12 protein-coding genes and 3 tRNA genes are annotated in these 18,117 nt (G+C 70.3%); 11 read left to right on the top strand and 4 right to left on the bottom strand.

Going from position 1 to position 18,117, the window contains the following annotated elements; genetic code table 11:
• Positions 1-10 precede the first annotated feature (10 nt).
• Complete coding sequence (locus BQ9890_RS08650) at positions 11-3,037, top strand: UvrD-helicase domain-containing protein (RefSeq protein WP_078062337.1); 3,027 nt, start codon at positions 11-13, stop codon at positions 3,035-3,037.
• Positions 3,038-3,393: 356 nt separating this feature from the next.
• On the opposite strand, the gene BQ9890_RS08645 is transcribed toward BQ9890_RS08650, so the two are convergent.
• The gene (locus BQ9890_RS08645; protein WP_230297885.1) at positions 3,394-5,466 is read right to left on the bottom strand and encodes a bifunctional metallophosphatase/5'-nucleotidase; all 2,073 of its coding nucleotides are present in this window, start codon (positions 5,464-5,466) and stop codon (positions 3,394-3,396) included.
• 394 nt (positions 5,467-5,860) lie between these two features.
• Here BQ9890_RS08645 and BQ9890_RS08640 point away from each other — a divergent pair, with 394 nt between their 5' ends.
• From BQ9890_RS08640 to BQ9890_RS08630, 3 genes are all read left to right on the top strand, one after another.
• Entirely contained in the window at positions 5,861-7,375 is a 1,515-nt protein-coding gene (locus BQ9890_RS08640; protein ID WP_075890857.1) for an FAD-dependent oxidoreductase, read from the top strand.
• Between the two features lie 168 nt (positions 7,376-7,543).
• The gene (htpX, locus tag BQ9890_RS08635) at positions 7,544-8,419 is read left to right on the top strand and encodes a zinc metalloprotease HtpX (protein WP_075890855.1); all 876 of its coding nucleotides are present in this window, start codon (positions 7,544-7,546) and stop codon (positions 8,417-8,419) included.
• 420 nt (positions 8,420-8,839) lie between these two features.
• Positions 8,840-9,874: a PDDEXK family nuclease gene (locus BQ9890_RS08630; protein WP_075890853.1), complete on the top strand. Its 1,035-nt coding sequence runs from the start codon at positions 8,840-8,842 to the stop codon at positions 9,872-9,874.
• A gap of 425 nt (positions 9,875-10,299) precedes the next feature.
• Here the strand turns inward: BQ9890_RS08630 and BQ9890_RS08625 are convergent, their stop codons facing one another.
• The gene (locus BQ9890_RS08625) at positions 10,300-10,803 is read right to left on the bottom strand and encodes a YajQ family cyclic di-GMP-binding protein (protein ID WP_075890851.1); all 504 of its coding nucleotides are present in this window, start codon (positions 10,801-10,803) and stop codon (positions 10,300-10,302) included.
• A 258-nt stretch (positions 10,804-11,061) separates the two neighbouring features.
• On the opposite strand from BQ9890_RS08625, the gene BQ9890_RS08620 reads away from it, so the two are divergent.
• The 7 genes from BQ9890_RS08620 to BQ9890_RS15660 all read left to right on the top strand — a co-directional run bounded on the left by BQ9890_RS08620 (position 11,062) and on the right by BQ9890_RS15660 (position 14,915).
• A tRNA-Tyr gene (locus tag BQ9890_RS08620) sits at positions 11,062-11,143 on the top strand.
• A 96-nt stretch (positions 11,144-11,239) separates the two neighbouring features.
• Positions 11,240-11,312 (top strand) — tRNA-Thr (locus BQ9890_RS08615).
• 38 nt (positions 11,313-11,350) lie between these two features.
• A tRNA-Met gene (locus BQ9890_RS08610) sits at positions 11,351-11,427 on the top strand.
• A 51-nt stretch (positions 11,428-11,478) separates the two neighbouring features.
• On the top strand, positions 11,479-11,649 hold the full coding sequence (rpmG, locus tag BQ9890_RS08605; RefSeq protein ID WP_043536130.1) for a 50S ribosomal protein L33: 171 nt from the start codon (positions 11,479-11,481) through the stop codon (positions 11,647-11,649).
• 176 nt (positions 11,650-11,825) lie between these two features.
• Positions 11,826-13,043, top strand: coding sequence for an MFS transporter (locus tag BQ9890_RS08600; protein WP_075890849.1), 1,218 nt, complete (start codon positions 11,826-11,828; stop codon positions 13,041-13,043).
• Between the two features lie 371 nt (positions 13,044-13,414).
• Positions 13,415-14,503, top strand: a complete 1,089-nt coding sequence (locus BQ9890_RS08595; protein WP_407638913.1) for a UDP-N-acetylmuramate dehydrogenase — start codon at positions 13,415-13,417, stop codon at positions 14,501-14,503.
• 256 nt (positions 14,504-14,759) lie between these two features.
• The gene (locus BQ9890_RS15660; RefSeq protein WP_154671908.1) at positions 14,760-14,915 is read left to right on the top strand and encodes a hypothetical protein; all 156 of its coding nucleotides are present in this window, start codon (positions 14,760-14,762) and stop codon (positions 14,913-14,915) included.
• A gap of 811 nt (positions 14,916-15,726) precedes the next feature.
• On the opposite strand, the gene BQ9890_RS08585 is transcribed toward BQ9890_RS15660, so the two are convergent.
• Both BQ9890_RS08585 and BQ9890_RS08580 read right to left on the bottom strand, forming a co-directional pair.
• A complete protein-coding gene (locus BQ9890_RS08585) occupies positions 15,727-16,854 on the bottom strand; it encodes an adenosine deaminase (RefSeq protein WP_078062336.1) in 1,128 nt (375 codons plus the stop codon).
• Complete coding sequence (locus tag BQ9890_RS08580; RefSeq protein ID WP_407638912.1) at positions 16,851-17,633, bottom strand: alpha/beta hydrolase; 783 nt, start codon at positions 17,631-17,633, stop codon at positions 16,851-16,853. Before BQ9890_RS08580 ends, BQ9890_RS08585 begins: the two co-directional genes overlap by 4 nt.
• Positions 17,634-18,117 lie beyond the last annotated feature (484 nt).

Genomic DNA, 18,117 nt, shown 5'->3' with positions numbered 1-18,117 from the left:
TGGTGTCGCCATGGACTTCGACCTGTCACCCTCCCGTTCCCGCACCCGCCGCACCGGCAACGGGGTGCCCACCACCGCGCGCCGCAGGACAGCGGGAGCGGGAGGCGCCCTCGTCAGTGACGGGGGGCACTCCTCGACGACCCTGCCCGACCTGGGCCCACTGGACGCGGCACCCGGCGCCCGCGGTCTCCCGGTGTGGGACGAGGACGGCTACGTCCCCGCTGACGACCCCGTGGACGACGGACTCGGCGATCCCTGGGAGGGCGCGGACCTGACGGCGGTCCCGACGCAGGTGCCCAGCGGCCGTGACGGGGACTCCCCGGCAGGATCCGGTCACCGCGTGGGCCCGGTTGCGCGCTCCGCGTGCTCCCGCGGCCCCGCCCCCGACACCCTGCTGCGCGGGCTCAACGACCGCCAACGCGCGGCCGTCGTCCACGAGGGCGGTCCCCTGCTCATCATGGCCGGCGCCGGGTCCGGCAAGACCCGGGTCCTCACCCACCGCATCGCCCACCTCCTGGAGACGGGCCGGGCGCGGCCGGGTGAGATCCTGGCGATCACCTTCACCAACAAGGCGGCCGCCGAGATGCGCGAGCGCGTCTCGGAGCTGGTCGGCCCGGACGCCCGGCGCATGTGGGTCTCCACCTTCCACTCGGCGTGCGTGCGGATCCTGCGTGCCGAGCACGACGCGGCGGGGCTGACCTCGACCTTCACGATCTACGACTCCCAGGACTCCCAGCGCCTGCTGCAGATGGTGCTGAAGTCCATGGACGTCGACATCAAGCGCTTCTCCCCGAAGCTGGTGGCCGCGCGGATCTCCGACCTCAAGAACGAACTCGTCACGCCCGAGGAGTACGCCGATACCGCTCCCAACGACCCCGTGTCCAAGGTGGTCGTGGCCGCCTACCGCGACTACGACAAGCGCCTGCGCCAGGCCAACGCCCTGGACTTCGACGACCTCATCATGCGCACCGTGCGCCTGCTGCAGGACAAGCCCTTGGTCGCCGAGCACTACCACCGCCGCTTCCGCCACGTCCTGGTCGACGAGTACCAGGACACCAACCACGCCCAGTACGTCCTGGTGCGGGAGCTCGTGGGCGAGGGGCGCGACGGGGTGGCACCCGCGGAACTCACGGTCGTCGGCGACTCCGACCAGTCGATCTACGCCTTCCGCGGCGCCACGATCCGCAACATCGAGGAGTTCGAACGCGACTTCCCCGGTGCCACCACCATCCTGCTGGAGCAGAACTACCGCTCCACCCAGAACATCCTGTCCGCCGCCAATGCGGTGATCTCACGCAACCAGGGGAGACGTCCGAAGAGCCTGTGGACCGCGTCCGGGGACGGGCCGCTCATCACGGTGGACGCCGCCGACTCCGAGCACGACGAGGCCCGTTTCGTCGTCTCCGAGATCGACCGCCTCAGCGACGAGGGAGCGGACTGGGGCGACATCGCCATCTTCTACCGCACCAACGCCCAGTCCCGTGCCCTGGAGGAACTGCTGGTGCGCTCCGGCATCCCCTACCGTGTCGTCGGTGGCACGCGCTTCTACGAGAGGCGCGAGGTCAAGGACGCCCTGGCCTACCTGCAGGCCGTTGCCAACCCGGATGACACCGTCGCGCTGCGCCGCGTCATCAACACGCCCCGCCGCGGGATCGGCGCCAAGGCCGAGGAAGCGCTGGTCGCCCATGCCGACAGGTACGGCGTCTCCTTCGGGCAGGCGTTGCGCCACGTGTGGATCGGACAGGGCAGGCCAGCGGGGGAGGGCGAGGGGATCGACATCCCCGAGGCCCCGGTCACCCCCGCGGAGGCGGGCGCTGCCCCGGCATCCCCGGAGGACGGGGGCGACGCCGCCGTGGTCCCTGAGGAGGAGGGCGCGGCCGGGGTCGCGGGTCCGGTCAGTGCCGGGGGTTCCGCACCGAACGCCGACGGCACCGGCGCCGCCGCCGACACGGGCACCGACGCGGCCGCGCCGGTCCCACAGCCCGCTCCGGTCCCGCAGCCTGCTCCGGAGGAGGAGTCGGCCCCCGCGGTGCTGGGCCTCACGGCGCGTGCGGCGGGCTCGGTGGCCAGCTTCTACGGTCTGCTGGAGACCTTGCGGCGCCTGGAGTCGGCGGGCGGCACACCCGGGCAGGTGCTCGAGGAGGTCCTCGACCACACCGGCTACCTGCAGGAGCTGCGGCGGTCCGAGGACCCGCAGGACGCCTCACGGGTGGAGAACCTGGCCGAGCTGCACTCCGTGGCCGAGGACTTCCACCAGCAGGTCCCCACCGGGACGCTCGTCGACTTCCTGGAGCGGGTGTCACTGGTGGCGGACTCCGACCAGGTGCCCGCGGAGGACCAGCGATCCGGATCGGTGACCCTCATGACCGTCCACACCGCCAAGGGCCTGGAGTTCCCGATCGTGTTCGTGACGGGCATGGAGGACGGGACCTTCCCCCACCAGCGTTCCCTGGGGGAGGAGGCCGAGCTCGCCGAGGAACGACGGCTGGCCTATGTCGCCATCACACGCGCCCGGCAGCGCCTGTACCTGACGCGGGCCGCGGTGCGTTCGGCCTGGGGAGCACCCCAGGAGATGCCACCCTCGCGCTTCCTCGACGACATCCCACCGGAGCTGCTCGACGTGCGTCGCGACACCACGGCCATGGACCGCCTGAGGTCCTCGGGCGGGTCCGGTTCCTGGGACTCGGGGTCCTGGGGCGGCGGCGCCCGGGGTGGTGCCCGTGGTCGGGGTCCGCGCATGCGTGGCGAGGACGAGGGCGGCCCTGTGATCGGGGCCGGTACGCCCGGGAACGGGTCGGCGATGGGAGGCTCCCGGCTGGGGCGCACGGTGCGTCTGGGGGCGACGGCTCCGCGGGCGGCGACACCGGCCCGCGAGATTCCCCAGCTGAAGGTCGGCGACCAGGTCGACCATGCGAGCCTGGGCCGCGGCACGGTCGTGGGCCTGGAGGGGTCCGGCAACCGCAGCGTCGCGAAGATCGACTTCGGGGGGCGCCAGAAGCGGCTGCTGCTGAGGATGGCCCCGATCACGAAGCTCTGAGGACCGTCCGGGGTGCCCACCGGGGCGGGGGTGACATCGACGTGTGGTCTCGATGCCTGAGAACGCCCTGGGCGCACGGTTTCGGCATCGAGACCACACGTGGATGTCACGGGCCCCCGGCACCGCGGCCATGGATGGGGGCCCGAAAAGGGCTTCGACTGAGGACGCCGGCACCGCTCGGCCACGGGGCCGGGCCCGGGGACGTCCGGGGCCGCGCCGGCCGACGAAGAGGGGACCCGGTGTCGGTCTCCTGCCACACGGGCCGGATCGCGACACCGGGACCCCATGCGGTCGTCCGGGTGGTCCCTCCGGGACGGCCCGTCAGGCCATCCCGGAGGGCGAGTGCACGTGGCGACTCAGCGGTTGCGCCGCGCCACCATGAGTCCAGCGGTACCGGTCAGGGCGAGCAGGGCCACGAGCCCCGCCAGCGCCGAGGCATCCGAACCGGTCTTCGCCAGGTCGGAGGAGGATCCGGGTCCCGGGGTGGATGCGGTCGTCGTGGTCGAGGGATCGCCACCGGCGGTCGGGGTGCTGCTGGAGCCCGGCGCCGAGGTGGGCGTGGGCGAGCCACTCGGGTCGGGGGTCCCCGTGGGAGTCTCGCTCGGCTCGGGGTCGGGCGTGACCTCGCTGGTGGTGATGAGTGCCCAGTTGTCCACGAAGAAGTCCGCCGGATCGATGACCTCGCGGGCCTGGGCGTACTCGATCATCTGCTGGCGGATCTCCACCAGCTCGTTGTAGACCACCGGCGCGCTGGTCACGTGCGGGAAGCCGCCACCACCGGACTGACGGTAGTTGTTGATGGCGAGGACGAACTCGTCACCGTCCGCGACCGGGGTGCCGTCGTAGGACAGTCCCTCGATGCGCTCACCGACCGGCTTGGAGATGTTGATGCGGTAGTCCACGCCGGTGAGGGCGTCGTAGTTGTAGTCGGGCACCGGCGTGCCCGCCAGGACGGCGTTCGTCCCGGTCTCCGGGTCGAACGTCGCGCCCTCGTCGACCTGGACGAAGAACTTGGCCGAGTACTCCAGGTAGTCGCGGAGCTCGGCACCCGTCATCTCCACCCCCAGGAGGGTGTTGTCGTAGATGTAGAGCCCGGCGACGTCCTTGATGGTCACGTCGCCCTCGTTGAAGACGGCGTCGCGGGAGAAGGGGGAGACCTGGGCGATGACGGGCAGGTCCGCAGCGGCGGTCCCGGCGATCCCGTCGCTGACGGTGTCCACCATGACGGCCCCGATGAAGTCGAGGATGGGTGTGTCCTCGTAGCGTGAGGACTCCGCGGTCATGGTCTCGGTGGACTGGGCGACCACGGTGTTGACGTAGGTGAGGGTGTCCGCGTGGTCCTGGGCGAGCAGGGGGTCCTCGGTGAGGGTCGTGGAATCGGGCAGGTCCGTGGCTCGGTGGCTCGTGACCCATCCCGCCACGGTGGCGTCGTCGGCGGAGGCGTCACCGCTGCTCGGCCAGTCGACGGACGGCGTGCCCGAGGCGTCGAAGGTCAGGGGGACCTGGACGTCGGACAGGGAGCGTGCCCAGTAGTTCGGCTGCGTGAACAGGACCGGGGAGCCGTCGGGGGAGTGGGTGACCTTGGAGGGGATGTCCTGGTGGGTGTGCCCACCGATCACCACGTCCACGTCGTCGACCTGGGTGGTGAGGAACTGTGCGGTGTTCTCCTGCAGCTCGGAGGGCACCAGGGTGGTGTCCGTGCCCAGGCCCGTGTGGGCGAGGACGACGACGATGTCGGCACCGGCGGCCTTCATCCGGGGGACGTACTCCTGGGCGACGGTGGTCGGGTCCTGGAACTCGAGGACGCCCTCGACGTTGGCCCTGTCCCAGATCCTGATGCCCGGGGTGACGACCCCGAGGACGCCGACCTTGACCGTGTGGCCCGCGACCTCCTTGTCGATGATCGTGTAGGGCTCGAAGGCCGGCTCGTCGGTGCCAGCCCTGACGACATTGGCGCCCAGCAGGGGTGCGCCGAGTTCGCCCTCGTAGGTGGCCAGGGTGTCCAGGCCGTAGTTGAACTCGTGGTTGCCCAGGTTCTGGGCGTCGTAGTCCAGGAGGTTGAAGGCCTGCGCCATGGGGTGGGTGTCCCCACCGGTGAGCATGTCGGGCTGGCTGGCCGAGAGGTAGGTCAGCGGGGTGCCCTGGATGGCGTCCCCGTTGTCGAGGAGGAGGACGGAGGAGTCCCCGCGCTCGGCGCGCACGTCCTCGACGGCGCTCGCGAGGCGGGAGAGGCCGTACTCGCCGCCGGCGGCAGGAGCCGAATCGCGGAAGTAGTCCCAGTTGTAGACGTGTCCGTGCACATCGGTGGTGGAGAGGATGGAGAGGACGCCGGTGTCGGTGGTGGCATCGGCGTCCGGGGAGGTCGGAGGGGGGTCGACGGCGAGCGCGGGGACCGTGCCCGCGGTGACCAGGGCCGCTGTGGCGAGCACTGATCCGATGGTGATCCGGCCCCGGGGGGAGTGGTGACTCATCATTGGTCCGTTCTACGGGTGATGGGATGCGCCCGACGCGGGTCGTGACGTGACGGGCGTGCTCGCAGCATGGTCGGAGTAGGTGTCGGGCGGGCCACGCGTGGATGACCAATCAGTGTGCATGTGGAGGGTGTGCGGTCGTCCGTCGCACCGGCGAGCCGCTCAGGACCCCACCCCGGGGCGGGGCCCACTGGTGTGTCGCGGTGGTCGCTGTCACGCCCGTCCCGCCCCGCCGGGGCAGGCAGACGTGGTGAGGCTCGCCTTACCTTCCCGGTGCCCCACGCTAGGATGGTGTGGCTGTGACAAGCCGGCCCGCACCCCGCGGGACGGCACAGAGCGGAGGAAATCGGGCGTGACCACACTGAACGTCGCCGTGATCGGCGCTGGACCTGCCGGGATCTATGCCTCGGACATCCTCTCGAAATCGGGACTCGACGTGAACATCGACCTCTTCGAACGCCTCCCCGCCCCCTACGGCCTGGTCCGCTACGGAGTGGCCCCCGACCACCCGCGCATCAAGCAGATCATCGTGGCGCTCTACCGGATCCTCCAGCGCGGCGACATCCGCCTGCTCGGCAATGTGGAGATCGGCCGCGATGTGACCATCGAGGACCTGCGCGACCACTACGACGCGGTCATCATGGCCACGGGTGCGGACAGGGACGCGCCCCTGGACATTCCCGGCATCGACCTACCGGAGAGCTACGGCGCCGCGGACTTCGTGTCCTGGTACGACGGCAACCCCGACTACCCCCGCACCTGGCCGCTGACGGCTCGCGAGGTCGCCGTGATCGGCGTCGGCAATGTCGCACTGGACGTCGCGCGCGTCCTGGCGAAGCACATCGAGGACCTCATGGTCACCGAACTGCCCCCCAATGTCGCCGAAGGTCTCGCCGCGAACCAGGTCACCGATGTGCACGTCTTCGGCCGCCGCGGCCCTGCGCAGGTCAAGTTCACACCCCTGGAACTGCGCGAGCTCGGGAAGGTCCCCGACGTCGACGTCATCGTCGACGAGGAGGACTTCGACTTCGACGCCGGTTCCGAGGAGGCGCTGCGCTCCTCCAACCAGCAGCGCCAGGTCGTCAAGACCCTGACGAACTACGCCTCCGTCGACCCCGAGGAGCGCACAGCGTCGCGTCGCATCCACATCCACCTCTTCGCCTCCCCGGTGGAGGTCCTCGCCGACGAGGGCGGCCACGTGCGTGCCCTGCGCACCGAGCGCACCGAGCTCAAGGGTGACGGCACCGTGCGCGGGACCGGGGTGTTCACGACCTGGCCCGTCCAGGCCGTCTACAGGGCTGTCGGCTACTACTCCTCGCCCGTGCCCGGGGTCCCCTTCGACAAGCGCCACGGCACGATCCCCAATGTCGAGGGCCGTGTCACCGTCGAGGCCGGCTCCACCGAGACCGTCCCCGGTCTCTACGCCACCGGCTGGGTCAAGCGCGGCCCTGTCGGTCTGATCGGTTCCACGAAGTCCGACGCCCAGCAGACCATCGCCCACCTCGTCGAGGACGCGCAGGCCGGTGCCCTGCACGCGGGCACGAAGGCCGTCGGGCACGACGCCATGGTCAAGCTGTTGGAGGACCGGGGCATTCCCTTCACCAACTGGGAGGGGTGGGAGCTCCTCGACGCCTACGAGCAGCAGCTCGGCTCCGAGTTCGGTGAGCTGCCTGCGGGCCGCGGCATCCGTGAGCGTGTCAAGGTCGTCTCCCGAGAGGCGATGACGCGCATCTCGCGTCACGAGTTCGACGAGGGCACCACGGTGACCTGTGACCTGGTCGGGCACCCCGGTGAGCTGGGTGTGCCCGGGGCGGTCGAGAGGTTCGGACCGGAGTACTCCGGCCCGGAGTCCTGCCGCAACCACTGACCCACCCCGAGGCACGGCGGGCGGACCCCTGTCGCTCGGGGTTCCTCGCACGTTCCGGCGTCGCCCTCGTCACACCCAACCTTGGGGATCTCTGGGAAAGTGCACTTTCCCGCGCCCCCCGCCGCCTGCGCGGATACCGTTGACGGGGACGAGTGGAGGGGACGGAACTTGGGGCATCATCGGTACCACAACGGGTTGAAGACCGCGGGGCTCTTCATGGCTCTGTGGGTCATCCTCCTCCTCATCGGTGGACTCATCGCCCAGGGGACCGGCAACTCCTCCTGGATCTGGATCTTCGTCCTCTTCGGTCTGGCGTCGACCGCCTACTCCTACTGGAACTCCGACAAGATCGCGCTGCGCCAGATGCGCGCCTACCCGGTGACGGCGCAGGACCAGCCCGAGTTGTACCGCATCGTGGCCGAGCTCTCCCAGCGGGCCGGCCAACCGATGCCGAGCATCTGGGTGGCACCCACCCCGACCCCGAACGCCTTCGCGACGGGGCGCGACCCCCAGCACGCCGCCGTGTGCTGCACGGAGGGCATCCTGCAGATCCTGGGTGAACGTGAGCTGCGCGGGGTGCTGGGGCACGAGCTCATGCACGTCTACAACCGGGACATCCTGACCTCGTCCGTGGCCGCAGCCATCGGCGGTCTCATCAGCTCGATCGCGCAGTTCCTCATGTTCTTCGGGGGCGGACGTCGCGACGGCCAGGGCGGCGTGAACCCCCTGGCTGCGCTGGCCACCGCGATCCTCGCTCCACTGGCCGCGACGCTGATCCAGCTCTCCATCTCGCGCACCCGGGAGTACGACGCCGACGAGGACGGTGCCCAACTCACCCAGGACCCCTTGGCACTGGCCTCGGCGTTGCGCAAGCTGGAGACGGTGACCGACCGTGTGCCGCTGCAGCCCACGCCCGCCAACCAGAACGTGGCAGCGATGATGATCGCCAATCCGTTCCGGGGCACGGGGGTCCAGAAGCTGTTCTCGACCCACCCCCCGATGGCCGACCGGATCGCTCGGCTGGAGAAGATGGCCGGGTACTGAGCACTGAGCACTGAGCGACGATCTCAGCATCCTCTGACGTGCTCAACGGCCCGGATCGGCGGCTGAGATCGTCGCTCAATGCAGCGCACCGACGTACCGGGCTCCCCACCCCATCCGGATGACCGAGAGTTCGGGCCCCGGGGGGGGCGGCGAGCCTCGATGAGTCGGACGGGACGTCCGGTCATCGCTCACTGTGCGGCGCTTCCCGCTCCAGTGCTCCGCTGTGGCATCCCCCTCCGGGCTCACCGCTGCGAACAGGCCCACGAGGCCGCCGCCTCGTCCGACCACCTCGGAGTCCTTCCCGCACCCGGTGAATGGTCGACGCCGCGGAATCCACAGGCGAGCGGGGTGACGTCGGGTGTCCACAGGGTAAGTGCCGACGTGTGGACCGATGGGACCGCTTCGACTTGCCTGTCCGGCATGGACACGACGGACGACATCGCACACGCCCGGGCACACATCGTGGTGGCGAACGCACGCAACTCGCGCGAGTGCACTCGTGCGGAGTCCAGGGGTGAGCTGGTGCGCGTCTACCGCAACATCCTCGTGACCCGGTCCTACCTGGAGACCGAGGACTGGTGGGAGTTCGTCCGCCGCACCAACCTGGTCCGGGCAATCGCTGTCTGCCTGGTCCATCCGGGAGTCGTCGTCAGCCATGGGACAGCTCTTGACGTCCGTGGGGTGGCGGGGCTGGGGGACATCGTCGATGTCCACGTGGTGGTGGGCTCGAGCTGGCGACGTGGAGGGGAGGATGTGCTGCCCGCGCTGCGGATCGGGACCCTTCACGCCCCCGGGGCCAGCATTGTCCGCCACCGTTTCGATCCTCCCGCCGCGACGGTCGAGGACGTCGGCATCCCACTCGCGAGCCTGGAGTTGGCTGCGGTCCAGTGCGCTTTCGCATGCGAGCCCCGCGAGGCCGTTGTCCTGGTCTCGGGGGCCCTGCGCCGCCTGTGTGGTTTCGACCGCTTCGACCTGGAGGGCTCGCGGGTGCGGGAGGAGGTGTGGCGCAACCGGATGAAGGCCCTGTTGGACGAGCTCCCCACACGCAGGCACCGGGTTCGCGCACGCGTCGTCCTGGAGGTCGTCGACGGCGCATGTGAGTCCGTCCCAGAGAGGCTCCTGCTCTGGATCCTGGCAGCAGCCGGCTTCGGCGGGGTCAAGACCCAGATGAGGATCGAGGCTGGTGGACGTACGTTCTACGCCGATTTCGGTGTTCCGGACCTATGGGTCGTCATCGAGTTCGACGGCAAGGAGAAGTACGGTCGCGATCGCTGGACCATCCTGGAGAGTCTGTCCACCAGGGACAGGCGACAGAAGCTCATCGAGGCTGCGGGGTGGACCGTCGTGCGTTTCGAGTTCCGCGAGCTCGGGGATCCCGCTGCGGTCGCGCACGAGGTGGCGTCACGCGTACGAGGGCGCGTCCGACTGCATCCGATCCGTGTGCTCGCGGGCTGAAGGTCCCGGCGTGGGAATGTCCCGATGCGGTGCGGAGTGCCGAGACGCACTCGATCCGGTGCTCAGGCGTGGGTGTGGGGTCCGGACACGGCTGATGGGCCCGGGCCGGGGTGTGGTCTCAGGGCATCGCGGGAGCGCTCCGTCAATGCACACGGCGGTCGGGGCCCGGGCCGGGGTGTCGTTGTCAGGCATCGCGGGCGTGGTCGGACGGGGAAGTGGCGGGCGACATGCCCGCCACTCCGCGAGTGCACGCCCGTGCGTTGTCCGCCATTGCATTGACTGACGATCTCAGCGCCACAACGGAGGCGAATGGGTGCATCCGGCCTGCTGAGATCGTCGCCCAATGCAGGCTCGCCCGCGAGCCCTACGCGAGCCCCGCGCGAGCCCCGCGCCGCTCCCGCACTCCACCCGGTCCCTCGCCCACCTCACCGGTAGTTGACGAACTGCAGCGCCGCATCGATCCCGGCGCCAGCCTCTCCCTTGAGCAGGGCGATGACGGCCTGGAGGTCGTCCCGGGACTTGGAGGAGACCCGCACCTCGTCGCCCTGGATCTGGGCCTTGACACCCTTGGGGCCCTGATCCCTGATCAGCTTGGTGATCTTCTTCGCGGTGTCCTGGGCGATCCCCTCGCGCAGCGGCGCCACCAAGCGGTACAGCTTGCCCGAGGCCTTGGGCTCGCGATCCTCCAGGTCCAGTGCCTTCAGGGACACTCCGCGCCGGATCAGCTTGGTCTCCAGGACGTCGAGGATCGCCATCACGCGCTCGGAGGAGTTGGCCTCCAGCTCGATGGCATCCCCCGCCAGCCTGACCGAGGCGTCGACCCCGCGGAAGTCATAGCGCTGGGCGACCTCCTTGGCGGCCTGGTTGACGGCATTGTCGACCTCCTGCCGGTCCAGCTTCGAGACGACGTCGAATGATGAATCTGCCATGTGTTCCTCTCCTCACGTGATGGGCCCTGTCCCGTGCCTCGGGTCATGGGCCGTGCACTGCTGCGCGGGGGCAGGCCCACGCGCCTGCGGACCCGTTCCACGGGGCCCTCCGGAACGCACCTGCGGGCGTCGTGTTCATCACGTCCGCACAGCGTTCTCCGATTTGGCATCGGGGGTCCCTGCCCTGCTATTCTTCCATGGCACCGCACGGGCGGCGCAGCCCTGCTGAGGCAGTGCGGCGGCTGACGGAACGTGCATGGCGGGGTACCCGAGTGGCCAAAGGGAGCTGACTGTAAATCAGCCGCGGAATGCTTCGGGGGTTCGAATCCCTCCCCCGCCACAGGACCGCGGGTTCGCCTGCGGTCCCACGTGTGAGGTCCTTCTCATGCAGTCCGATTGAACCACTCGATCGTGCTGGGATAGGGTTTCCCTCGTTGCCCCGATAGCTCAGTCGGCAGAGCGTCTCCATGGTAAGGAGAAGGTCAAGGGTTCGATTCCCTTTCGGGGCTCTGGTTCGCGCAGTGGTCGCCGCCGCGCAAGCCTCTGCGGCGGGGTAGCTCAGCTGGTCAGAGCGCACGACTCATAATCGTGAGGTCGCGGGTTCGAGCCCCGCCCCCGCTACCAGGAATCCCAGGTCGCCCGGCGACAAACGAATCGGCAAGTGAGGTATTCACCGTGGCAAGCAAGTCGCAGGATGTCCGCCCGAAGATCACGCTCGCGTGCTCCGAGTGCAAGGAACGCAACTACATCACCAAGAAGAACCGTCGCAACACGCCGGATCGCCTTGAGCTCGCGAAGTACTGCCCGCGCTGCCACAAGTCGACGGTCCACCGCGAGACGCGCTGACCGCTCCCAGCTTCGCAGCGCCCCCGGCTGAGCATTGCTCACCGGGGGCGTCGCGCATGTCCGCCCCCCGGGTCGTCCCCCTTCCACGTCGACGAGGGCGGTCCCATCCCTGATCGGGCCGGTCAGTCGGCACCCGCCACTCCGACACCCACCACACCACATCCCCGGAGCCCGCGATGACCCCATCGATCGACCGAAGCCGCGCCGAGCGCGCCGCCTGGGCCTGTGTCATCACCTTCTTCACCTTCGGCTTCGCCGTGGCTTCCTGGCTCTCCCGTCTGCCGGCGGTGCGTGACGCCCTGGACCTGCAGCCCACCGATCTGGGCACCATGTTGCTGGTCGGCTCGCTGGGCTCCCTCGTCGCACTGCCCTCGTCCGGTCCGTTGGTGGGGCGGATCGGGGCACGGGCGACTGCCCGCACCGGCGCGACGCTGTGGGCGATCGCCCTGGTGGGCGTGGCGCTGTCCGTGCACGCCGTCAGCCGCTCCAGCCTGACGGCCTGCCTGGTCCTGCTCAACTGTGGGATGTCCCTGTGGGCAGCCACGATGAACATCGAGGGCGGGCTGGTGGAGGCGTCCCTGAGGCGCATCCTCCTGGACAAGCTCCATGCCATGTTCTCCATCGGCACGGTCTCGGGCGCCCTCGTCGGGGCCGCGCTGGCCCATGCGCACGTGGACGTCACGGTGCACCTCATCGGAACGGCTGTCCTCGGCTGCGCGGTGGTCTGGGTGGTCTCGCACTTCTTCCTGTCCGAGGAGGAGGTCCGCACCTTCTCGGTGGGTGCCACCGAGAGCTCGGAGGAACGGGTCAAGGGGCGCACCCGTCAGGCATGGGGGGAGCGGCGCACCGTCCTGATCGCCGTCATGGTGCTCTCCGCCGGACTGCTGGAGGGATCCGCGAACGACTGGCTGGCGCTGTCGATGGTGGACGGGTACGGCTACACCGCAGCCCAGGGATCCGTGATCCTCTCACTGTTCCTCGCCACCATGGCGGCGGTACGGCTCTCCTCCACGCGCCTCCACCGGCGGTTCTCCGCCGACGGACTGCTGCGCACCCTCCTGGTCCTGGCGTGCGTGGGTCTCGTGTTCGTGGCGTTCTCGCCGTGGCGTTGGCTGGCCCTGGTGGGGGTGTTGCTGTGGGCGATGGGCGCCGCGCTGGTCTTCCCCACGGGTGCTTCCGCACTGTCGACCAATCCGTCGATGACGGCGGCACGTGTCTCGGTGCTCTCCACCGTGAACTACGGGGCCTTCCTCATCGGCCCGCCGGTGCTCGGCGTGGTCGCCGAACACGTCGGCTACCACCGGGCGATGGTGGTGCTGATCATCCCGATCACCGTCGGCATCCTCCTCACCAAGCAGGTGGCCACACCGGAGGGCTCGACACCCGCGAAGTGATGCCGTGCGTCGCGGGAGGGCTTCCGACCCGGGCGGGAAGGTCGTTCCTCTCGCCCGGGCGCACAGCTGCTGGGTCCGTGGCCGGCCTGCATTCGCATTGGTCAGCGTCCGTGCCGCCACGGCACTGATCGACGCCCGATGGGACTGCTCCCGCCCCGGGTCTCAGGTCAGGACCGGGGTTGACACTAGGGTTGTGCGCGGAGCCGCCTGAGACGGCTCAGGACGTTGTGCCCCGGGGGCACGAGAGAGGGACGACGATGACGGAGACAGCTCCGGCAATGCTCGGTGGCGCGGACGCCTCACGGCCCGAGGCCTCCCCGGCCTCCGCCACTGCGGGCGGAGCGCCGTGGACAGCCGGCCCGGGCTCACCCATGATCCCTTCCCTGCGTGACCTCACGACCCTGCGCGTGGGCGGTGACGTGGCAGCCCTGGTGGAGGCCGCCACCGAGTGGAGCTTCGTCGGCGCGGTGCGCGCCGGCGACCGTGAGGGCCGCCCGGTGCTGGTCCTGGGGGGCGGCTCGAACCTGCTCGCCTCCGACCGGCCCTTCGACGGGATCGTCGTGCGCGACGCCCGCCGAGTGGTGCGACAGGAGGAGATGGACGGCGACCAGGTCCAGGTGACCGCCAGTGCGGGCATGCCCTGGGACGCGTTCGTGTGCTGGACCCTCGCCCAGGGGCTCTCCGGCCTGGAGGCGCTCTCCGGTATCCCGGGCTGTGTGGGCGCCGCACCCGTCCAGAACGTCGGTGCCTACGGCCACGAGGTCTCCGAGACGCTCGCCTCCGTGCGCGCCTGGGACCGCGCACTCGACCAGGTCGTCGAGCTGCCCGTGGGCCATCTCGGCCTCGGCTACCGGACCTCGGCCATCAAGCGGTCCCTGCAGGAACCCGACGTCGGTGGTCGGACGTGGGGGCCGACCGGGCGCTGGGTGGTCCTGGAGGCCACCTTCACCCTGGAGCGCTCCGACCTCTCCGCCCCGGTGCTCTACGCCGAGCTGGCACGTCGCCTCGGCGCGGTCCCCGGTGGTCGCGCGCCCGTGCTCGCGGTGCGGGAGGCCGTGCTCGGCCTGCGCCACTCCAAGGGCATGGTGCTCGACGACCGGGACCACGACACCTGGAGCGCGGGCTCGTTCTTCACCAACCCGATCCTCCCCGCCGAGGCCGCCGAAGCCCTGCTGCCCCCGGGGGCGCCCCGCTTCGACGCCGGGGAGGGCACGGTCAAGGGTTCGGCCGCCTGGCTCATCGACCACGCGGGCTTCCCCCGTGGTTTCGCGCTGCCCACCGAGGACGAGGGCGGCCCCCGCGCCTCACTGTCGACCAAGCACGTCCTGGCCCTCACCAACCGCGGGAGGGCGACCTCCGATGACCTCGAGGCGCTGGCCCGCACCGTGCGGGAGGGCGTGCGCGACGAGTTCGGCATCGAGCTGGTGCCCGAGCCCGTGACCCTGGGGATCAGCCTCTGACAGAGCCCGTGGGCAGCACCACAGCGTTCGTGGGAGCACTCGGGGTCGACTTCACGGGTCTGTGGGCCCGGGTCCGGGTCCGGAACCGGGGTGAGGTCGACCGTCAGTGTCCTGGCCCGGCGCCCGGTCCAGCCGAACCCGACCGGTGCCGTCGCCGACGCGGGTGCCGGTCCCTCCCCGGGTGACGGCCCCTCCTCGGTCCACGAGCTGGCGTGTCAGCACCACCAGTGTGCGTGCCACCTCGGGGGAGGACAGCATGGCGGAGTGTCCTGTGATCGGCAGGGTGATGTGGCGGACGCCGGGCAGTGGCGAGGGCGGGACCGACTGGTCCCACTCGGCCTCGACCTGGATGATGCGGGAGTCGACCTCCCGTTCGGCGCTGAGCTCCGCGATGGTGGGGGAGTGGGGGTGAGAGTTCGGACAGCTCCGAGGTCGGAAGGAGCTGGGTGATGGGCGCGCCGTTGAAGGGAGTGGCGCAGGCGATGAGTCCGCGCACCCGGTCACCCTCGGGTCCGAGCATGACCGCCTTGCCCACCAACCCGCCCTTGGAGTGTGCGAAGAGGACGACGTCGTGGAGGTCTTGGAGGTGCAGGTGCTCGGCGACGAGCCCGGCGAGGTCCGGCACGGGCGCTGTCATGTCGCCCAGGGACTCCAGCAGGTGGACGTCCCACCCCGCGTCGTGCAGTTCCTGGGCCCAGACGTGGAGGTGGCGCCAGTCCTCCCAGATGCCCGGGAGGCCGAGTGCAACCAGTCGTCTGCTCCCGGCGGCGGGAGCTCCGGGGACCGCGCCTGTCGCCGTGCCAGCCGCTCTGCCGGCTGCCCTGTCGGCCGCCGTGCCCGGGTCCACCACGTCCGTCGACGCCACGTCGGACGCATCACCGCGCGGCCCGACCGTGCCCGAGGCCTCCCCTGTGGAGCTCCCCGGCACACGCCGGTAGGACTCGGGACCGGGAGGCAGGTCCAGACCCCTGTCCAGACGCAGGCGCCTGCCGAAGGACGCCGTCCAGTCCCCCAGGGCCAGGGGGGCTCGACCGATGATCGGGGGGACCTTCACCCAGGGACGGTCCGAGTCCGCACGTTCGTCGTCGCGGAGCTCCGTGTACCAGTGCCACAGCGGGCGGGAGCGCCGATCGGGCAGCAACTCGGACAGCCGGAGCTCGGGACGCAACTCCTCCAGCCGTCCCAGTCGCCCTCGTAGGCGCGACAGACGCGCGCGGACGTCCTCAGGCGGGGTCTGCGGCGAGCCAGGCGTCGATGCGTCGGTGCCAGTCACGGCGCTCCTCCTCCCCGACCAGCGAGGCCTCGACGGACTGGTGGGCGAGATCCGCCAGTTGGGCGTCGCTGAGGCCGTGGACGTCCCGCGCGGCGACGTACTGCGCCAGCAGGCGCGAGTGGAACAGGAGCGGGTCGTCCGCACCCAGGGCCACCGTCGCCCCGTGCTGCATGAGGGTCTCCAGGGGCACGTGTGCCAGGTCGGGATAGACGCCCAGGTGCACATTGGAGGTGGGGCAGACCTCGAAGGCGATGTGTTCCTCCACCAACCGGTCCAGCAGGGCCGGGTCCTCCGTGGTGCGCACCCCGTGACCCAGGCGTGTCGGTCCGAGTGCCGCGACCACTTCGCGCACGGACTCGGGTCCCAGCAGTTCCCCACCGTGGGGGAGCGCGGCCAGTCCGGCATCGCGTGCGATGTGGAAGGCCTTGGAGAATGCGGCGGTGTCCCCGACCCTCTCGTCATTGGACAGTCCGAAGCCGACGACCCTGCCCGCCCCCGTGCCGGCGTACTGGGCGGCCAGGCGCGCCAGGATCCGTGCGTCCAGCGGGTGACGGGTCCGGGAGGCGGCCACGACCACGCTCACCTGGACCCCGGTGTCCCGGGAGGCGCGTTCGGCCTCGTCGAGGATGATCTCCAGGGCCGGTGTGATCCCACCGACCCAGGGGGCGTACGAGGTCGGGTCCACCTGCATCTCCAGGTGGACGGAACCCTCGATCGCCTCGTCCTCGGCGGCCTCGTGCACGATGCGGCGCATGACGGCCTCGGAGCGCACCAGGGTGCGTGCGGAGTCGTAGGAGCGCTGGAAGCGGAACCACCCGCGGGCGTCGGCGGGGACTTTCAGGGGGTCCAGGTCCAGGAGGTGGGGCGGCAGCCGGATGCCGGAGTCGTGGGCGAGCTCGACCAGGGTCTGGGGGCGCATGGCGCCGGTGAAGTGCAGGTGCAGGTGCGCCTTGGGCAGTGTCGCCAGGTCGCGGCGGCCCGGGGGCGTGGGGGCAGCCACGGTGAGGGAGGGCTGAGGGGGGAGGGTGGGCTCCGCGCGGTGGCGGGCCCGTGGGCTGACGAGGGCGTCCCCTGTCATCGGCGCGCACCCATCCACAACATGATGTCCTGCATGAGGGCAGGGCCCTCGGGCTCGTTGAGGAGTTCGTGGTAGGCGCCGTCGATGATGCGCAGGTGGACCTCGGCGGTGCGGGTGCGTTCCACGAACTCCCGTGACCCCTCGATCCTGGCCAGGGCGTCGGCGCTGCCGTGCAGGAGCAGCGTCGGAACCACCAGCATCCCGGCGTTGCTGATGACCCGGTCCCCCTGGAGGACCATGGTGACACCCGTCAGCAGGGGCACGCGCCCGTGGAAGACCAGGGGGTCCTCGCGGTAGGCGTGTACCACCTCGGCCACACGTGAGATGTGGGCGTCGTCGAGTTCCACGGTGGGTGTTCCCGGCGCCAGGCGTGCAGCGGGCACCAGTGAGCGGGCCACGGAGGGCGGCATGGAGGGATCGGGGCGGAATGCGGGCCCGGTCAGGACGACGCCCCGCAGGTGCGTCCCGTCGAGGAGGGCGGAGGCAGCCGTGATGGTGCCACCCATGGAGTGGCCGAAGAGGAAGAGGTCCTCGGTGCGTGAACGCTCCAGGGCGGTGCGGCGCACCTGGAGGTGGTCGAGGATGAGGGCCCCGACGTCGACCCGGGCCCGTGGTCCGGGAGCCGTGCCGTGTCCGGGGAGGTCGTAGGTGTGGACGTCCCAACCCGCCGCGGTGAGGGCGGAGACGAAGTGCGCGTAGCGCCCGGAGTGCTCGGCGTAGCCGTGGGTGATCAGGACGGTGCCCAGGGGGTGGTCCGTCAGTGCCAGGTGTGTGTGCAGCTCCATGTGCCCATTCTGGCATCGACCCCGCCCTCCCACCCCAACGTGCCGAGGTCCGCTCTGTTCTGGCACCGAGGTCCGCTCTGTTCTGGCACCGAGGTCCGCTCTGTTCGACCCGCGAAGTCCGCTCTGTTCTGGCAACGAGGTCCGCTCAGTTGGGGCATCGAAGTCCGCTCTGTTCTGGCAACGAGGTCCGCCCCCGTGTCCGCGGCTCCGGCTTCGGCGGGAACAAGGGGGGAGTCCGTGGTGAGTGTGCAGGAATGCACCCAGTTTCGCGACGAGGAGCCCCAAGAGCGTCGGCCCACGCGACACCGATAGTCCCTGACCTGCAACGATGCCGCCCTCTCATCCGGACCCCATCACGCAGGCAGGGAAACTGGGTGCATTTCTGGCGCTCCTGACTCTTGTGTGGGTCATTGGCGGCCTGGGAGGGTGGGGCGGTGGCCTCCGAGGGTGAGCATGGCCATGGCGATGAGGGGCTGGG

The sequence above is a fragment of the Actinomyces provencensis genome (assembly GCF_900155435.1).
GTDB classification, from domain to species: domain Bacteria; phylum Actinomycetota; class Actinomycetes; order Actinomycetales; family Actinomycetaceae; genus Pauljensenia; species Pauljensenia provencensis.
The sequence above is the reverse complement of the archived record's forward strand: the minus strand, read 5'-3'. Positions and strand labels throughout refer to the sequence as shown.